Raw genomic sequence first — 16,808 nt, 5'->3', positions numbered from 1 at the left:
TGTCGCCGGTAAGATCATTTTCCTCATTCTTTATCCGCGAGAGACGCCAGGAAAGAAAAAGAACATGAGACTGCGTAGGGCCCTCCCGATCGCCGCCGTATTGCCGACCCTGCTCGCGATATCCGGGTGCAGCGGTGAATCGGCGGAATCCGACGAGAAGAAGCCGAAGGCAAGCGCGCAGAGCACGCCGGGCGAGACGGGTGCCGACGGCGAGGCAGCTGCCGAGGCCAAGCGCATCGGCGCGGTGGACCCGCAGACCCTCGAAAAGACCACGCTCTCCGGAAAGAAGAACGGATTCGAGGTCAAGAAGGTTGCCGAAGCCGAGGTCGACGCGGGCCGGGACATGAAGGCCGACAAGGCCGAGTGCCAGCCCCTCGCGAGTTTCGCCGGTGGCTTCACCCACATCCCCGCGGTGAGTGTGGAGCACCGCTCGCTCGAACCCACCGAGGCGAAGAACGCCACCATCGGCTCGATGTGGCTCGCCGCCCATTCGGAGAAGAACGCCCAGAAGGTCATGTCGGATCTTCGGACCTCCCTCAAGGAGTGCCCCGGCGGTTTCAAGACCCTGGGCCTGACCTACACGGCGGTCAAGCCGGTGAAGGCCCCCGCCCTGGGCGACGAGTCCCTCGGTTACAGCATCACCAGTGTCGTCGCCAAGCAGAGCGTCCCCATGACGTACACCGTGGTCCGGAAGGACGGCGTGCTTGCGGTCTTCTACGGCGTCAACATGCTGACCCCGCAGAACAGCGCGATCCCGGAGGCGGTCGTCAAGGCGCAACTGGACCAGCTGGGCTGAGCCCCCGCACTGCACATGTGAAGCGCCCGGCCGGGGATACCCTGGCCGGGCGCCTTCATGCGGTTTCCGCTAGTCCGACGGTGCGAGCATGGGCAGCTTCCGCGCCCTCACCTCTTCAAGGTAGGCATTCTCCTCCGGTGTACGGGCGGTGACTCCCAGCTTTCCTCGGTCCGCCATGGCGATGAGGATCGGCAGGATTCCGTCCAGCATCATGCTCTTGTACATGTGCAGGCTCTGCGCCCGTTCGGCGAGAACCCGCTGCACGAAAGCGGCGAACGCCACGGGATCGATTTCCACCATTCCCATGAGGTCGTCCCCGAATCCGGACGGGACTCGGTATTCCTCCGAGAGTGTCCTCACTGTTCCCAGGAAGACGCGTGCGACGGAATTGGCCGGGCCCCAGATCGTGTCGTCACCGATGTCGAAGGTGTAGCTCATGACGGCCAGTCTAGACGGATGTCCAGGTCCGGATGGATCGCTTTGAGTTCCTTCATGCGCTGGGCCACGAGATCCTTGAGGCCCGGGTTGATCTGAAGGATCGCGGGGTCCTCGAACCGGATTCCGACGGGCGCGTCCTCGTATCCCGCGAGGAAGGGGCGTGCCCGCTTGTAGCCGGCGATCTTCTTCCCGACGTGCTTGTCCACCCACTTCTGCAGTTGTTCCTGCGTCAGTTTCCGGGCGGTCACGGTCTTGTTCTCCCAGAGCACGCGGCCACGCACGAGATCGATGTCCGTGACCGTGTCGGAGAGGTCGTTCGGGTTGTCGATCTGGATCTCGGTGTCCCCCTCCTTCAGGTGGTACCTCATGTCGGAGCCGAGGCGCTTGCGCCCCAGGTGCCCGTCGAGAACGTCGATCTTGTCGCAGTCGATCGGATCGTCGGCCGAGGTCGCGGCGGAGAAGCCCATCGCGGAGACGCCCGACCTGGCCGAAGACCTGGTGCCCGGGACGCTGAGGCAGTCCGGCGTGCGGTCCGGCTTGCCCTCCGGCTCCTTCTTGAAGTTGTCGATGACCTTCCGGAGCCGCTCGATGGTCTTCTTGCCCCACTCGGCGCGCGAGAAGAACTTCGATACACCCGCCGTCACCGTCGCGATCGCCTTGGCCACCGCGGGCAGCTTGCCCACGACCACGACCAGGCTGGCGACGTTGACCAGGGTCCACAGGCAGCTCTCGACGTCGCCCTCGCCGAAGCAGCGCTTGAGGTCGTTGACCCCGATGAGCTCCAGGAGTACATCAGCGCCGTTGGCCTTGATCCAGTCGACGACGGTCTGCGACACCGCGGCGAACGCGGCCTTGTAGTCGTCGACGCACTGCTGTCCGCACGCCTCCAGGAGGATGGCCTGTTCCTCGGCGGTCAGCGGGACACCGGGATCGAAGAGAACACCCTTGTCACCCGATTCCACCGCCCGCTTGCGCTCTGCCGCCAGGCGCTCGCGCTCCTCCTTCTCGGCCCGGTCGGCCGCGGCGTCGGCCTGGACGGCGGACTCCCGCGCGTTGGCCGCAGCGGTCTCCGCGCGGACGGCGTCGTTCTCCGAGACCGTCGCGATGCGGCCGGCCGTCCTGGCATCCGCCTGGGCGTCGTCGGCCGCGGTACGGGCGCTCGCCGCGTCCCGTTCCGCCTCGGTGGCCTCCCGGTCGGCCGCGGCCGCGTCGGCGGTCGCCTCGCTGGCGGCGAACGACGCGTACACGGCGTCCGTACCCGCCTGCATGGCATAGCCGTCGGCCCGCTCGGCGGCGGCCTGAGCGGCCTGGGCCGCCTTCTCCGCCCCCGCCGCCGCGGCCTGGGCGCGCTGCACGGCGAGTGCCGCGCGCTCCGCGTCCTTGGCCGCCGCCGCAGCCGCCTCGGCCGCCAGCTTGTCGTCGGCCGCCGCCTGCTCGGCGAGGCGCTGGGCGGTTGCCGAGTACGCGGCCGCCTGGGCCGCCTTGGCCTCGGCCGCAGCCGCCTGCTGCTGCGAGAGGGTCAGCGCGCCCTGGCCGGTGAGCACCGCGAACGCCGCCGCCGCGTCAGTCTCCTGGTACGGAGTGCCGACGCCGATGGCTTCCTGGGCCGGCTTGACGACCTGGGTCGCGGTGTCCCGTGCCGCGCTCGCCGCCTGGGCGGTGGCGTAGGCGTAGCCCGCCGTCTTGCCTGCCCACTCGGCGGTCTTGACCGCCTCGGTGTGGGCCGCCGCCGCTTCCTTCTTCGCGACGACCGCCGCGGCGGATGCCTTCTTGGAGTCCTCCTCGGCCTTCTTCGCGTTCAGTGCCGCTGCCTCGGAGGCGTCGATGGCATCGGCCGCCGCCGAGTGGGCGGCTGCCGCCGACCCCTGGGCCGTGTAGTACGCGGACCACGCCTTGTCCGCGGCCTCGTTGGAGTTGGCCGCGGCGACCTTCGCCTCGGTGGCCGCCGCCCGCGCGTTGATGGCCGCCTGAGAAGCCTCATTGGCCGCCGTACGCGCCGCCCTGGCCGCGGACGCCGCTTCGTTCGCCGCCGTACGGGCCTCGGTGGCCGCCGTACGGGTCTCCTCGGCCGCCTGCGTACCTGCTGCGGCTGCCGCGGCCGCTTCCAGGGCCGCGGCCCTGGACTCCGTGGTGCGCTGGTGGTTCTCGGCCTCGACCGCGCGGTCCCGCGCGTCCGCGGCGTCCAACTCGGCCCGCTCGGCGGCGGCCCGCTTCGAGGCCGCCGTGCCGCCCGCCGCGTTGGCGTCGTTCAGCGCGTCACCGGCGCGGGTCCGTTCGTTCTGGGCCCGGTCCTCGGCGGCGCCCGCCTTGGCGCGCTCCGACTCGGCGGTCGAACGGGCGGCGGCGGCCTTGGCGTGCTCCAACTCGGCGACGGCCCGCTGGCTCTGTGCCGTACCCGCGGCCGTCCTGGCCTCCTGCTCCTCCTTCTCCGCGGTGCTCTGGGCAGCCTTGGCGATCTTCAGATTCGCCTCGGCCTCGGCAGCCTGCTTGTCGGCGCTGTCCGCCGCGGCCTTCGCCTGCGAGGCGGCCTCCTGGGCGGCGATGCGGCGGAACTCGGTGTTCAGCGCGTGCGCCTGGGTCTGGGCCAGGGCCAGCAGGGTCTGGGACGTCGAGACCGTGGCCTTCGTCGCGTTCAGCGCTGTCTCGGTCGCCTTCGCGGCGGCCGCGGCGGCCGCGCCCGAGGCTCGGGCGACCTGGACCGACTGCTGGGCGTACATCAGACCGCGGCCGCGCGGCAGCCCGGCCGCGTCCGCGATGGCCCAGGCGTCCTGCTGGGCCGTGGCCGCGCGCTGTGCGGCGGCGGCGGCCAGGTCGGCCTGCTCATTGGCGGTGGTGACCAGGGCCTGGACCGTGCCGCGGGCCTTCGCCAGGTCCGTCTTCGCCTTGTCGAACAGGGCCTGTTTCGGTTTGTGGATGCTGTCCGGGTCGGTCTTGAGCTCGTCCTGCCAGTACTGCTGCCAGAGCAGGATCTGGTCGGCGAGCCACGCCTGGCCGATGGCCTCGACCATGGTGTCGGCGGCGGAGCGCGTCGCGGCGGCGGCGTCGGCCTCCGCCCGCATGATGACGGCGCGCGGGGCGTTCTGGGCGGCGTACTCCGCCTCCCACTCGGCCGAAGCCTGGGAGACGGCCTCGCTCAGGGCGTTGCGCGGGTCCACCGGGTCCTGGTGGTTGCACGAGGACCACGCCTGCTTGAGGTTCTCGACCTCGACGCGGAACGCCGCCGTGCCCTCGGTGACCTTCTGGGCGGGGAAGCCGCCGTGCCGCAGGTAGGTGGCGATGTCGGCGGAGGTGGTGCCGCCGGACCAACGGGTGTTGTTCAGGCTGGAGTCCCGCAGCATGATGTCCGCGGACCAGTCGTGCCAGTCGTCCTTGCCCCGGTTCTGCTCGGTGAGCTCACGGGCCTTGGCGATCGCCTCAGGGCCGGCGTTGGTGTGGGCGTCCCACCCGAGGCGGTCAGCCAGCTTCGCCTGCGTGGAGAGGGTGTAGCCGAGGATGTCTGCGCTGAACTCCGGTGCGTGCAGTGTGATTTTGTCGCTGAAGGAGCTCATCGCGTACGGGCGGTTGGCGTCCTCCAGGAGGGCCTGACGGGCCGCGACGGCGTCCCTGTAGGCGTAACCGGCCGCCTTGTCCAGGTCGCTGGCCTGCCCCAGGGGCATGAACCCGATCCAGCCGACGTCGCCGATCACGGCGTGCAGCTGGTCGTTGGTGCCCCCCAGGCCCTCGATGGCCTTGGCCTTCATGTTGGCGCCGCCCGCGTGCAGGGCGACTCCGGCGAGGCACCTGTCAAGGCGCGGGGTGCTGCGGACGTCACTCATGACGGCCGTCAGCTCGTTGAGCCGGCGCAGGGCGTTGTCGGCGTCGGTGAAGATCTTCCGCATGCCGGTGGAGACCTTCTCGATCGCCTGGGCCAGCGCGGGCATGCGGCCCACGATCACGGCGGACGAGGGGATGTCGACCAGCGACCAGAGGCACTCCTCGACGTCGGAGCCGGCCAGGCACTCCTTGGCCTCGGCGGCGTCGAGCTGCTCGAAGAGGATCTGCCCGCCGTTGGCGGTGGCCCACTCGACGACGTTCACCGAGACGGCGGCGAGACCCTCACGGTAGTCGTCCACGCAGGTCTGGCCGCAGGCGTCGAGGAGGATCTGCGCCTCGCGCTCGCCGAGCTTCGGCCAGTTGTTCGCGCCGCCCTTGACGGGCGTGGTGCCCTCGGCAAGTGCGTCCTTGTGGGCGGCCTCGTTCTTCTCGCGCTGCTGCTGCTCGGCCTGCTCGGCGGCCTCCTCGGCTCTGGTGCTGTCGCCCTCCGCGTCGGTGGCCTTGTCCTCGGCGGCCTTGGCGTCCTGCTCGGCCTGGGTCGCCTTGTCCGCCGCGTCCTTGGCCGCGTCGCCGGCCCGGCCGGCCTTCTCGTTCGCCTCGGCGGCGTGCCGCTCGGCGTCGGTGGCCTCGCGGTCTGCCTCCAGGGCGACGCTGTTCGTCGCGTCCGCGGTAAGGCGGGTGCCGACGGCGTCGTTCCCGGCCTGCTGGGCGTAGCCGTCAGCGGTGTCCGCGGCGGACTTGGCGCCCTTCTGCGCGTCGGCGGCCTCAGTCACGGACGCCTGGGCGCGGGTCACGGCCTCGACGGCGCGGGCCGAGTCCTCGGCGGCGCGGGCGGCGGCCTCGGCGGCGAGCTTCGCATCGCCCTGGGCCTGGGCGGCCGCCTGCTGCGCGGCCTCGGCGGCGGCCGCCGCCTCGACGGCCTTGGCTTCGGCGGCTGCCGCCTGCTGCTGGGCGATCGTCTTCGACGACTGACCGACGAGCACGGCGAATGCGGCGGCGCTGTCCTTCTCCTGGTACGGAGTGCCGACGACGATGGCCTCGCCGGCGGCGGCGACCGCCTCCTTGGCGCTGTCGCGGGCGGCGAGCGCGGCCTGACCCGCGGCGTAGGCGCGGCCGACCGCGGTCCCGGCCGACTTCACCGCCTCGGCGGCACCGGCCTCGGCCGCGACGGCATCCTGTTCGGCCTTCTTGGCCAGCTCGGTGGCGTTCTCCGACGCCGTGGCAGCGTTGTCCGCACGGATCGCGGCATCCTGCGACGCGTCCAGGGCGGTGGCGGCGGCGGCGCGCGCGGTGGAGGCGGCGCCGTTGGAGGAGTGGTATGCCGACCACGCGTTGCTCGCGTTGGCCTGGGCGCGCTTGGCGGCGCCCTCCGCCGTGGTGGCGGCGGAGCGGGCGGCGATGGCGGCCGTGGTGGCCTGTGCCGCGGCGGTCTGTGCGGCGGTGGCGGCCTCGGCGGCCTCGTTCGCGGACGTACGGGCGGCGGTGGCGGCGTCGCGGGCCTCGGTGGCGGCCTCGCTGCCCTCAGCGGCGCGGGCCGCGGCTTCGAGGGCGGCGGCGCGAGCCGCAGTCGCCTGCTTGGCCTGGAGGGCCGCGGTCGCCTTCTCGCGCGCGGTCTGGGCGGCCTTTGCCTTCTCATCGGCGGCCTTGCGCTTTGCTGTGGCGTCCGTGGCCCCGGTCTCCGCGGCCCTGTCGGCGTTCCTGGCCGTGGTCTGCTGCGTCGCCGCCCGTTCCTCGGCCTCTTGCGCCTTGGCGCGCTCGGTGGCGGCCTTGGCCCGGGAGGCGACGGCGGTGGCGTGCTCCGCCTGGGCCTTGGCGCGCTCGGCGGCGGCGGTGGCGGCGCCGGTCTCGGCCTTGTCGCGCTGCTTCTCGGCCGTCGTACGGGCGGCCTTGGCGGTGGTCGCGCTGTCGGCGGCGGCCGTGGCGTTGGCCTCGGCGCTGTCGGCGGCGGCCTTCGCCTGGGAGGCGGCCTCCTCGGCGGCGACACGGCGGAACTCCGTGTTGATCGCGTGCGAATCGGTCTGCGCCTTGGCGAGCAGCGCGTCCGCGTCGGCGACCGTCGCGTTGGCGGCGGAGAGCGCGGTCTCGGTCGCCTTCGCGGCGGCCGCGGCGGCCGCGCTGGAGGCGCGGGCGACCTGGACCGACTGCTGGGCGTACATCAGACCGCGGCCACGCGGCACATGGGTGGCGTCGGCGACGGCCCAGGCTTCCTGCTGGGCGGTCGCGGCCTTCTGGGCCGCGGTGGCCGCCGAGGCGGCGTGTCCCTTGGCCGAGGTGACCAGGGCCGCCACGTTGGAGCGGTAGCGGGCGAGGTCGGCCGTGGCCTGGTCGTACATCGCCTGGTCCGGCTTGTCGAAGATGGTGTCCGGGTCCTGCGCCAGCTCGTCCTGCCAGTACTTCTGCCAGGTCAGGATCTGCTCGGCGAGCCAGGCCTGGCCGATGGCCTCGACCAGGTTGTCGGCGGCGGCCCGCGTCCCGGCGTAGGCGTCGGCCTCCGCCTGGATGATCGTGGCCCGCTGGGCGGCCTGTCCGCCGTACTCCAGCTCCCATTCGGCCATCGCGGCCATGACCGGCTCGTTGAGCGTGCGCCTCGGGTCGACCGGGTTCTGGTAGTCGCAGGCGGCCCAGGCCTGCTTCAGGTCCTCGACCTCGACGCGGTACTCGGCGGAGTCCTTGGCGGGCGCCTCGACCGCGAAGCCGCCGCGACGCAGGTAGGACGCGATGTCACTGGAGGTCGTACCGCCCGAGTACCGGGTGTTGTTGACGTCGCTGTCCCGCAGCATGCTGTCCGCGGACCAGTCGTGCCAGGTGTCCTTGCCCCGGTTCTCCTCGGTGACCGCCCTGGCGCGGGCGACGGCCTCGGGGCTGGCGTTGCTGTGGCCGTCCCAGCCGAGGCGCCAGGCGAGTTCCTTCTGGGTGACGCGGGTGAAGTGGGTGACGTCCTCGCCGAACGCGGGCGCGTGCCACTCCATGTCGTCGCTGGCCCAAGCCGATTCGCGGTAGCGCTTGTTGGCCGCGTCGAGGCCTTCGGTGCGGGCCCTGTCCGCGTCGGCGTACTCGCCGCCGGCCTCCTCGTCGCCGTCGGCGGCCTGGCCGAGGGGGCCGAAGCCGATCCAGCCGATGTCCCCGACGACGTCCCGGAGTTGCTGGTCGGTGCCGGTCAGGCCCTCGATGGCCTTGGCCTTCATCTGAGGGCCGCCGACGTGCAACGCGACCCCGGTCAGACAGCGGTCGAGGCGCCGCTGCTGGCCGATGGTGTTCCGGTCGTAACCGGTGTCCTCCTCGGGCACCGGGTCGGCCGCGGCGGGTGCGGCCTGAATCAGCGCCAGCAGAACGGCGGAGGCGGTCGCGAGCGCCGTCGCGCTGGTGGCTCTGGTCAACGTGGACCGGATGCGGCGCCGGCGTCTGCCGACGTCTCTGAACAATGACATGGTCTGCCTGGCAATCTCTAGATCGGTCGGCAGCACAAATCATGGGCATGGCAGCAGGCCCCGACACGGCAGTGCCGGCGCGCTCGCCCCCCACGAGTCGGCACTGCCGCTACGCCGCGACGATGCCACGCCCTGCCCGACAAGTGAAGATCAAATAATCTTCACCAAGGACACACAGAATCCCGCCAGCATGGACAAATCGATCCGCTTTGTGATCATCTCGTTACCTGATGTAAGGAGTTGCTCCAGGGGCCACGTCGGATCCGGCGGCCTCCGACGACCTCTGGCACCGCAGACACGAGGCAAAAGCAAAGAAGCCGCTGTCAACGGACATCGTGAGGCGTTACGGTCGTGGGTGACTGGCACTGGCGTTGGCTGAACGGGGGCAGTACGTGTTGGGAGAAGCGCTGACAGCGCTGGCGGCGGCCGGTGGAACTGCCGTGGCACAAGCCGCGGGAACCAGTTCGTGGCAGGGCCTCCAGCAGGCGGTCGCGCGCTGGTTCGGCGGCGGACAAGAGGACCGCGAGCGCGTAACGTTGGAGCGCCTGGAGCTGAGCGCTGCGACCCTTGCGGCGGCTGACGACGAGGGCATCGTGCTGGTCCGGCAGAGCGAACAGGCCCTGTGGCAGGCACGCTTTGAAACGGCGCTGGAAGGTTTGGACGACCGGGAGCGGGAGGCGGCCGCGCAAGCCTTGCGGGCCCTGCTGCGTGAGCAGGCGTCTCCCCCCACGGTATCGGCGGGGGAGGGCGGCGTGGCCGTCGGCGGCGATGTCAGCATCCATGCCGACCACGGCGCCGCCGCGTTGCAGATGAGGGACGTGACCGTGGGCAGCCCTTCGTCGCCGGGCCCGCATCAGGGCTGAGCGCGTCCGGCAACGCTCAAGCCCCGTACATTCCCGCCCCGCACATCCAAGCGCACACCGCCGTCACCGCGACGCACGGCGGGCTGGCAGTTGGCCAGGCCGCCAGCGTGGCCATCTACACCGAGCCGGCGGAAGCCGCCCTGTTGAGACAGGCGGCCCGGCTTTCCCAGAAGGTCGTAGTGGTCGAACGCACGGCACGCAGCAGCCTGTTGGGGCCCGCCGCCGCCGCGGCGGACGTTCCGTTCACGGTTCGGGTGACGCTTCTTCGCGGAGAGGCGGATCCGGTATCGGGCACGCTCGGTGAACTGGTCAACGCGTATACCGCACTGCCTGAAGGGCGACTGGTCATCACGGGGGCGGCCGGCGCGGGCAAGACCGTGCTGGCGCTCGAACTCGTGCTGTTGCTGCTTCAGCGGCGACGCCCCGAACAACCGGTGCCGGTGCGGCTCTCCCTTGCCGAGTGGGACCCCGACATCCCGCTGGAGCGCTGGTTGGTCCGGCAGGTCAGCGAGACGTACAGCCTTCGCCTGCGTACGGCGGAGGCGCTGGTGGCGCAGCGTTTGGTGCTGCCCGTCCTGGACGGCCTCGATGAGATGGACGGTGAGGCGGGCTCCTCGATGAGGGCAGCGCGGGCACTGGAGCAGATCAATCATTACCACGGCCCGAGAGGCGTCACGCCACTCGTGGTGACCTGCCGAGCCACGACCTACGAGCGGGTGAGCCGCGAACACGGGGGACTCGCCGCGGCGGCCGTGGCCAGGGTCGAAGAACTCGACATCGAGCAGATCCGTAACTACCTCGAACAGGCGCTCGCCGCACGTTCCGAGGGCGAGAAGCGCGCCTGGACCGAGGTCATCGACAATCTGCACCGGCTTCCGGCCGATGCCCTGGCCACTCCCTGGCGGCTCTACTTGGCCACCACCGTGTACTCGGGGGGACGCGACCCACGCGATCTGCTGGCTCTCAGCGCCCCGGGAGAAGTCGACCGGGTCCTGCTCGAAAGGCTCATACCGGTAGCCGTCGAGTCGTATCCGAATCGACGGTACGACACCGAGCGCACCAAGAAGTGGCTCACCTCATTCGCCACCCGTTCCACTCACCCCGGCAAGAGCGATCAGAGCAGTCCCGTCGCAGATATCGCGCTGCACCGGCTTGAGTTCATCGTCGGGCGGAATCGCGTCCTCGCCCTGCACGGATTCATCTTCGCTCTCGCCTGTATCGGGCTGCTGCTCCTGACGCGTGCCCGGTGGGGCCAGGTTCCGGATGAAGACATCATGGCGGCGTCCGACGCGATCCTGCTCATCGGGACCCTGTTCGGCGCACTGGCCATGGGGAATTCGGTGGAACCGATTCGGCTGATCCGTCCGCGACGGCGCAAGAGGGACGAAGGCGAACCGTTCTGGGACGTCATGCGCCGCAACGACCGGGAGAACCTGAAGTTCCAACTCAAGGGAGCAGTCGGGCGGCGCATCCTGACGTATGTCGGTCTGGCCTCACTCTTCCCTCTCACCGTCGTTCTGCTGTCGATCAAATGGCTCTTCCCCTACTACTCCTGGCCACAAGCGGTGCTGGCAGATCTTGTGGTCCACGGCCTTCTCCTTGCCGGCGTCGTGCTGCTGTTCGCTGCCCTATTGGCGTTCGAGGCAACCCCGGTTCTCGTCACGGTCGCTGACACCGAGCCGGTGCTCAGGCCCGGTGCTCCTCTCCGCCAGGACGCGGTGGTGAGCGCGCTGATCGTTGGTTCCCTGGGCGTGTGCGCACTGTTCTGGCTCAAAGTCGCCTGGACATTGGGGCTGTTGATTCTGCCGTACGTCGTCGGGCGAGCCTGGATGCGGTACGCGGTGTCCATCGCGGTCGGCGCGAACCGCGGGATGGCACCACTGCGCCTCACCCAATTCCTCGCCTGGGCCCATCGGGCTGGTCTGCTGCGCACAACAGGGCGCACCTATCAGTTCCGTCACCGGGCGCTCCAGCAGTGGCTGCTGAACGAGGATCGGGAGTCCGGTGAGATCCAGCATTTGGATGACCGCGTCCGAGACCGGTCCCTTGGCGGCGGAGAGCGTCTGGCGGCCGCCGGCGCGCTGGTCGATCTCGGTACTCCTGAAGGCACCATGGCGCTGTATCACCTGGCCACGGACGGAAAGGCCCAGCTGGACACGCGGGTCCAGGCCATGGAAGCGCTGGCCGGGGAGGAGGAACTACGGGATGTCGCCGTCAGAATGCTCACGGCGTTCTGTGAATTGTCGTCCGTGAACCGCACACTCGAAGAATTCATCACGGCCACCCAGGCCCTCGCGCGGCTGGAGCCTCGCACCGCGTTCGATCTCGTGGGGCAGGTAGCCCAGAACCGGAAAGCACGGCCCGACATCCGGGAGTTCGCGGCCTCGATCTTGCAGAGATCAGCCAAGTCGTCTTCGCCACCGAAGACTCCTCAACCCTCCGCCCCCGGACCGGACCCGACGTGGAACAGCCATCTGATTTCCGACCAGCTACGGAAGACCTGGGGCCAGAGTGAGACCCGGCGGAGGCTCCCCTCAGAGACGACCGGGCCGGGCGGAACCGCCGATCTGGCATGGGTGCGCGGGCTGGACGCCTACATGGCGGGCGCGTATGCGGATGCGACGGACAACTTCCGCGAGGCTGTTCGACTGGACCCGGGGATGGCGGACGCCTGGCTGGGCCTGCATGTGTTAAGGACCGGCGCGGGCCCTGATGATGAGCCGACGCAGGCCCTGCTGGCGATGGTCCGGCACCAGGATCGCTTCGGCGAGCAGCGCCGTCTCCACGACCGTCCGCTCAACTCGTGGTACTGGCTGGGCTGGTGGGGGCAGTCGGCGCTGGAGACACCGGCAGATCTGCAGCTCGCGCACGCCTCTCAGTGGTTGGACAAGCAGCACCTGACAGAGCTGAACGAGGCGCTCAACGCGTGCCCGTCTCCGGAGGACAATCCGCAGGCGCAGTTCCTGCATGCCTGCCGCTGCTACCTGGTCAAGGACTGGGAGCGGCTCGTGCGGCTCACCGAATCGCTCCTGGACGACGCACACTTGGGCATCGAGGCCAGGCTCTTCGGCGGCATGGCGCGGGTGCACCTGGGCCTGGGCTCCCAGGCGGAGAAGCTCCTGGAGACGGCTCTGGTGCGGTGCCGTTCGGAGACGCCACAGCGCATGGAGTTGCGGTACTGGCTGGCGCGGGCGTACGAGGCGAGCGGGCGGACAGCGGCAGCGTTGCCGCTGTACAGAGCGGTGCACGAGAAGGACGCCGAGTTCACGGACACGGCCGACCGCCTGGCGGCGCTACAGGCGGAGAGCTCGGTCGAGACAATAGCGGGGCCGGACGGCGCCGACGCGGATGAGACACCCTCAGGGGAGACGGCAGGTCCTGCGTCCGAACCCGGCAACGGGCGTTCCTACGCCGGCCTCACAGCTGACCAGCTCGTCGACCACGTCGTGCAATGCCGTCGAGCGGGCCGCCCCGAGGATCCGTACCTGCGGGGCGTCCTCGCCGAATTGCGCCGCGGCTACGGCCATGATGCCTATCCGTTCGCAGCCTCCCTTGAGCGCATCGCCTTCGGGACGCATGGCCCCGCTCTGTTCCAGGAGGGAATGCAGTCAGACGAAGTGGAGATCGTGAGCACGGCCTTGGAGCAGCTCACGGGCAGCACGGGGGAGGAGAGCCTGCCTGAATGAGACGCGGTCGACCAGTCGTGGGGCCTTGGAGGGTACTCGACACCGCTATTGCCGGAGTGTGCACCCGAACACCGGTGCCTACAGGTACCTGCGGAGGCGGGCTCCGTTCGCATGAGCACTACGAGGGAGCGAACATGCAGGTCCGAGCCCCGCGAGCCTGTACGGGCCGGGGTTCCACCGCGCACGTCCTGTCGGGCGCAAACGCAATCACCGCAATTCGCCCCTCATCCGTAGGTGTCGTCCTAGTCGATGAAGACGCTCCACGCGGTGGCGTTGAGGTTGTCGGCGAGGAAGATGTCGGTCCCTCCCAGGCGCTGTTCCCAGGACGGCATGAGTTCGGCCGCGCGGGCGGTGACCGCGTCCATCCAGACCTTGATTTCCGCCTGCTTGTTGTTCGCCGGCACCTTGGCGGCGGCCGAGGCTTCCTTCATGTCGACTGTGCGCAGTGCTTCGGAAGCAGCGGCGCGCAGGTCCCGGACGTACTCCCGGTTCGTCGCCACGTCCTCGGGCGTACCAGGCAGAGCCATATGGCCGGTGACGATGGTCTCGTAGTCGTACTCCAGCAGCTGGTCCATGGCGTCGAAGTACGCGGGCACGTGTGCGGAGAAGTACAGGCGGAAGAATGGCGCGCTCTTCGGAGTGAAGCTGTCCATCGCTCCCATGAGCTTCAGCTCGGGCAGGTGGATGAACAGGTTGCCGGCCTGATGCCAGTCTCCCGTGTAGTCGAGGACGAACCGTACCCCGTCGATGTCCATCTCCTCGCGACGGCCGCTGAAGGTCTCGGTGGGCTGGGGGCGCCGGTCGTCGTTCTTGACCTCCTTGATGAACTCGCCGGTGATCTCATGGGAGATGATCTTCAGGCCGTTCCGCTTCAGCAGGTGAGCTGCCCCGATGTGGTCGGCGTGCGCGTGGCTGTAGATCAGGTGGGTGACCGGCTTGGGGGTGACCGACTCGATCGCCTCCAGCAGTCTGTCACCCAGGAACGGTGAGGCGTCCACGAGGACGACACCGTTCTTCGTCTCCACGAACATCGTGTTGATCATCCCCTGGGTGACGAAATGGGCACCGCCGCCCAGGTCCTTGACGACATACCCGGACTCCGGGATGTCTGGGCCCAGGGCGAAGTCGGGTAGAGGCGCGAACTCGGTCATGGTGATCTCCTTGGGCGGCCCGTCCCAGGGCTGAGTGGAGGGTCTCTTGTGATGGGGTTCCAGGGGGCCGAGTGAGGGCTGGCTCCGGCCTGGCCTGCGGCAGCGTGGCCTTCGAGGCAATAGCAGACCAGTGCGGGACAGCCGCTCCTTTCCCCGGCCCCGGCGCGGGGAGGTCCCTGGCTTCCTCGCCGGAGAAGGTCGTCGCTTTTAAGTAAGCATGACCTGATTTGCGTGTGTGTGGACGCTCCGAGGGCGCCCTGCTGAACCTAGGTCTGGCTGGTCCACCTTCACCGGCCCGTCACGTCGCTATGGGGAGCACACTGGCCGCATGAACGACAACGGCGAACCGGGTGACTTCCTGCGCTCGCGCTGAGCCCGAAGCGACGACGCGATCAGCGACCGCCTGACCGAATTCCACAACGCCGCGCCGACCACCTGGCCGTGCGGCTCATCACCGTCGAGGGAGGCGAGACCCCGCCGCTCACGCGGTGGCGTCGCCTCGCCGACATCACTGGCGTCACCGCGAAGAGCGCGTAGCCGCACACGGGACGACGCCCGAGGCACTCATGACAAGCATCCTCTGGAGCACGGCATGGCCACACCCGAGCAGAACAAAGGACTCGTTCTGACGGCCTTCGACACACTCTTCACCAAGCGCGACTACGCGGCCGCCCAGGAGTTCTGGTCCGAGGACTACCTTCAGCACAGTCGGCACATCCCGCCGGGACGGGAAGGTCTGTTCAACCTGGTTCGCGCCCTGCCGGCCGCCCTGCGCTACGACAACCAGCTCGCGGTCGCCCAGGGCGACTACGTGATGCTCTACGGCCGGTACTCCGGCACCGGCGACACTGCCTCCGTCGTGACCGACGTCGTACGCGTCGAGAACGGCGGACTGGCCGAACACTGGGACGTCTGGGAGGACGAGGCGACCCGCGCCGAGTCCGCAAGCGGACTGCCGATGTTCGGCGACCACTTCGCGCCCGACCAGGTGAGGTGAGCCGAGATGACCGGCATCAATCGCCGGTTTCGCCGCAAGGCCCGCCCGGCCGGTCCCTTCGAGGACTCCGACCTCCAGCTTGTCCGGACACCCATCCCCGTGCCCGGCGACGGCGAGTTCCTGGCGGAACCGGGGTCTGCAAGGTCCAACCCGAGGCGAGTCAGCCGCTCGCGGCGTATCTCGGCGTCCTGGGCATGGCCGGCATGACCGCCTACTTCGGGCTCCTGGACGTCGGCCGGCTCGCCGTGGGCAACACGGTGCTCGTATCGGGAGGGGCCGGGGCCGTCGGAAGCGTCGCCCGTCAGATCGTGCAGATCAAGGGCACGTACGTGATCGGGATCGCGGGCGGCCCCGAGAAGACCCGCATGCTCGTCGACCGGCTCGGGTTCAGCACCGCCATCGACTACAAACGGGGCGACCTTGCCGACCAGCTGAGCGAGTGCACCCCCCCGATACGTCGACGTGCTCTTCGACAACGTCGTCAAGCTCATTCTCGAACTTGAGCATCGGGCGTGAGCCACCCCTTGTCCCTCTGGCGTGCCTGCACAGGGTCCGCCGGGACCGCCTCTCTCGCCTGTTCAGGTGAGGGCAAGCAACCGACCAACTGACTGGGACGTGAGGTCGTGACAACCACCCAGCGCATCCACACCCCCTTCGGAGAAGGGTCGACGGCCGCCGAGGTCATCGAAGGCATCGATCTCACCGGCAAGCACGCAGTCGTCACCGGCGCCGCGTCGGGTCTCGGTGCCGAGACCGCGCGCGCCCTCGCCAGTGCCGGCGCCTCGGTCACCCTCGCGGTCCGCAACACGGACGCCGGCGAGACGACAGCGACCGACATCCGCAGGGCGACCGGCAACGACGCCGTCCAGGTCGGCCGACTCGACCTCGCCGACAGGACGTCGATCGCCGCCTTCACGAGCGCCTGGACCGGGCCCGTGCATATCCTCGTCAACAACGCCGGCGTGATGGCCCTGCCCACGCTTGAGCGCACACCGGACGGCTGGGAACTCCAGTTCGCGTCCAACCATCTCGGGCACTTCGCGCTCGCTCTCGGCCTGCACGACGCGCTCGCGGCGGCCGGCAACGCGCGGATCGTGTCGCTGAGTTCCCGCGGCCACCACGCCTCGCCCGTGCGGTTCGACGACATCAACTTCACCTCGCGCGCCTACGACCCGTGGCTCGCCTACGGACAGTCCAAGACCGCCAACGTTCTCTTCGCGGTCGCGGCGAGCAACCGTTGGGCCGCCGACGGGATCACCGCCAACGCCGTCCATCCCGGCGTGATCATGTCGACGAACCTGTCGCGCTACATGGATCCCGATCAGGCCGCACAGTTGCGCGCCGCCGAGGCGGCCGGAGAACTCGGCTCGATCCAGGGCGCGCCGTTCCGGTTCAAGACAATCGCCCAGGGCGCCGCGACCGGCGTGCTGGTCGCGACCTCCGCCCTGCTGCAGGACATCGGCGGTCGCTACTTCGAGGACAACAACGAGGCGGAGAAGCTGACGCCCGAGGCCGTGGGATCCGCCCCCGGCGGAGTAGCCCCGTACGCGCTCGACCCGGACGCCGCCGAGCGCCTGTGGGAACTGTCACTCGCCGCAACGGACGCATGAGTGGAACCCTCGCAAGGGCGGCACTG

Annotated in this window: 9 protein-coding genes; 6 read left to right on the top strand and 3 right to left on the bottom strand. The window is 69.7% G+C overall.

What is annotated here, in order from left to right:
• The first annotated feature begins 64 nt into the window (after positions 1–64).
• A complete protein-coding gene (locus tag ACFRKB_RS34090) occupies positions 65–796 on the top strand; it encodes a hypothetical protein (RefSeq protein WP_383110491.1) in 732 nt (243 codons plus the stop codon).
• 69 nt (positions 797–865) lie between these two features.
• Here the strand turns inward: ACFRKB_RS34090 and ACFRKB_RS34085 are convergent, their stop codons facing one another.
• A complete protein-coding gene (locus ACFRKB_RS34085) occupies positions 866–1,234 on the bottom strand; it encodes a DUF6086 family protein (RefSeq protein ID WP_383110490.1) in 369 nt (122 codons plus the stop codon).
• Entirely contained in the window at positions 1,231–8,424 is a 7,194-nt protein-coding gene (locus tag ACFRKB_RS34080; protein WP_383110489.1) for a hypothetical protein, read from the bottom strand. Before ACFRKB_RS34080 ends, ACFRKB_RS34085 begins: the two co-directional genes overlap by 4 nt.
• Positions 8,425–8,915: 491 nt before the next feature.
• Between ACFRKB_RS34080 and ACFRKB_RS34075 the strand changes: the two genes are divergently transcribed.
• Positions 8,916–9,338: a hypothetical protein gene (locus ACFRKB_RS34075; protein WP_383110488.1), complete on the top strand. Its 423-nt coding sequence runs from the start codon at positions 8,916–8,918 to the stop codon at positions 9,336–9,338.
• 107 nt (positions 9,339–9,445) lie between these two features.
• Positions 9,446–13,024 carry an NACHT domain-containing protein gene (locus tag ACFRKB_RS34070; RefSeq protein ID WP_383110487.1) on the top strand — a complete coding sequence of 1,193 codons (3,579 nt, stop codon included), beginning with the start codon at positions 9,446–9,448 and terminating at the stop codon, positions 13,022–13,024.
• Positions 13,025–13,266: 242 nt separating this feature from the next.
• Here the strand turns inward: ACFRKB_RS34070 and ACFRKB_RS34065 are convergent, their stop codons facing one another.
• Complete coding sequence (locus ACFRKB_RS34065; protein ID WP_383110486.1) at positions 13,267–14,175, bottom strand: MBL fold metallo-hydrolase; 909 nt, start codon at positions 14,173–14,175, stop codon at positions 13,267–13,269.
• 592 nt (positions 14,176–14,767) lie between these two features.
• Between ACFRKB_RS34065 and ACFRKB_RS34060 the strand changes: the two genes are divergently transcribed.
• The 3 genes from ACFRKB_RS34060 to ACFRKB_RS34050 all read left to right on the top strand — a co-directional run bounded on the left by ACFRKB_RS34060 (position 14,768) and on the right by ACFRKB_RS34050 (position 16,782).
• Entirely contained in the window at positions 14,768–15,172 is a 405-nt protein-coding gene (locus tag ACFRKB_RS34060) for a nuclear transport factor 2 family protein (RefSeq protein WP_383110485.1), read from the top strand.
• A gap of 194 nt (positions 15,173–15,366) precedes the next feature.
• Positions 15,367–15,675 (top strand): hypothetical protein, encoded by a 309-nt coding sequence (locus tag ACFRKB_RS34055; RefSeq protein WP_383110484.1) that lies wholly within the window; start codon positions 15,367–15,369, stop codon positions 15,673–15,675.
• 120 nt (positions 15,676–15,795) lie between these two features.
• Positions 15,796–16,782, top strand: coding sequence for an SDR family NAD(P)-dependent oxidoreductase (locus tag ACFRKB_RS34050; RefSeq protein ID WP_383110483.1), 987 nt, complete (start codon positions 15,796–15,798; stop codon positions 16,780–16,782).
• Positions 16,783–16,808: the final 26 nt, after the last annotated feature.

The sequence above is a fragment of the Streptomyces scopuliridis genome, from assembly GCF_042790125.1.
Lineage (GTDB): Bacteria > Actinomycetota > Actinomycetes > Streptomycetales > Streptomycetaceae > Streptomyces > Streptomyces scopuliridis_A.
Note: the sequence above shows the minus strand (reverse complement) of the source record. Positions and strands in the feature narration are given on the sequence as shown.

What these genes read in the sequence shown, in the direction of transcription:
- ACFRKB_RS34090 (WP_383110491.1), top strand. Translation starts at nt 65, where the DNA reads ATGAGACTGCGTAGGGCCCTCCCGATCGCCGCCGTATTGCCGACCCTG.
- ACFRKB_RS34065 (WP_383110486.1), bottom strand. Translation starts at nt 14,175, where the DNA reads ATGACCGAGTTCGCGCCTCTACCCGACTTCGCCCTGGGCCCAGACATC.
- ACFRKB_RS34060 (WP_383110485.1), top strand. Translation starts at nt 14,768, where the DNA reads ATGGCCACACCCGAGCAGAACAAAGGACTCGTTCTGACGGCCTTCGAC.
- ACFRKB_RS34055 (WP_383110484.1), top strand. Translation starts at nt 15,367, where the DNA reads ATGGCCGGCATGACCGCCTACTTCGGGCTCCTGGACGTCGGCCGGCTC.
- ACFRKB_RS34085 (WP_383110490.1), bottom strand. Translation starts at nt 1,234, where the DNA reads ATGAGCTACACCTTCGACATCGGTGACGACACGATCTGGGGCCCGGCC.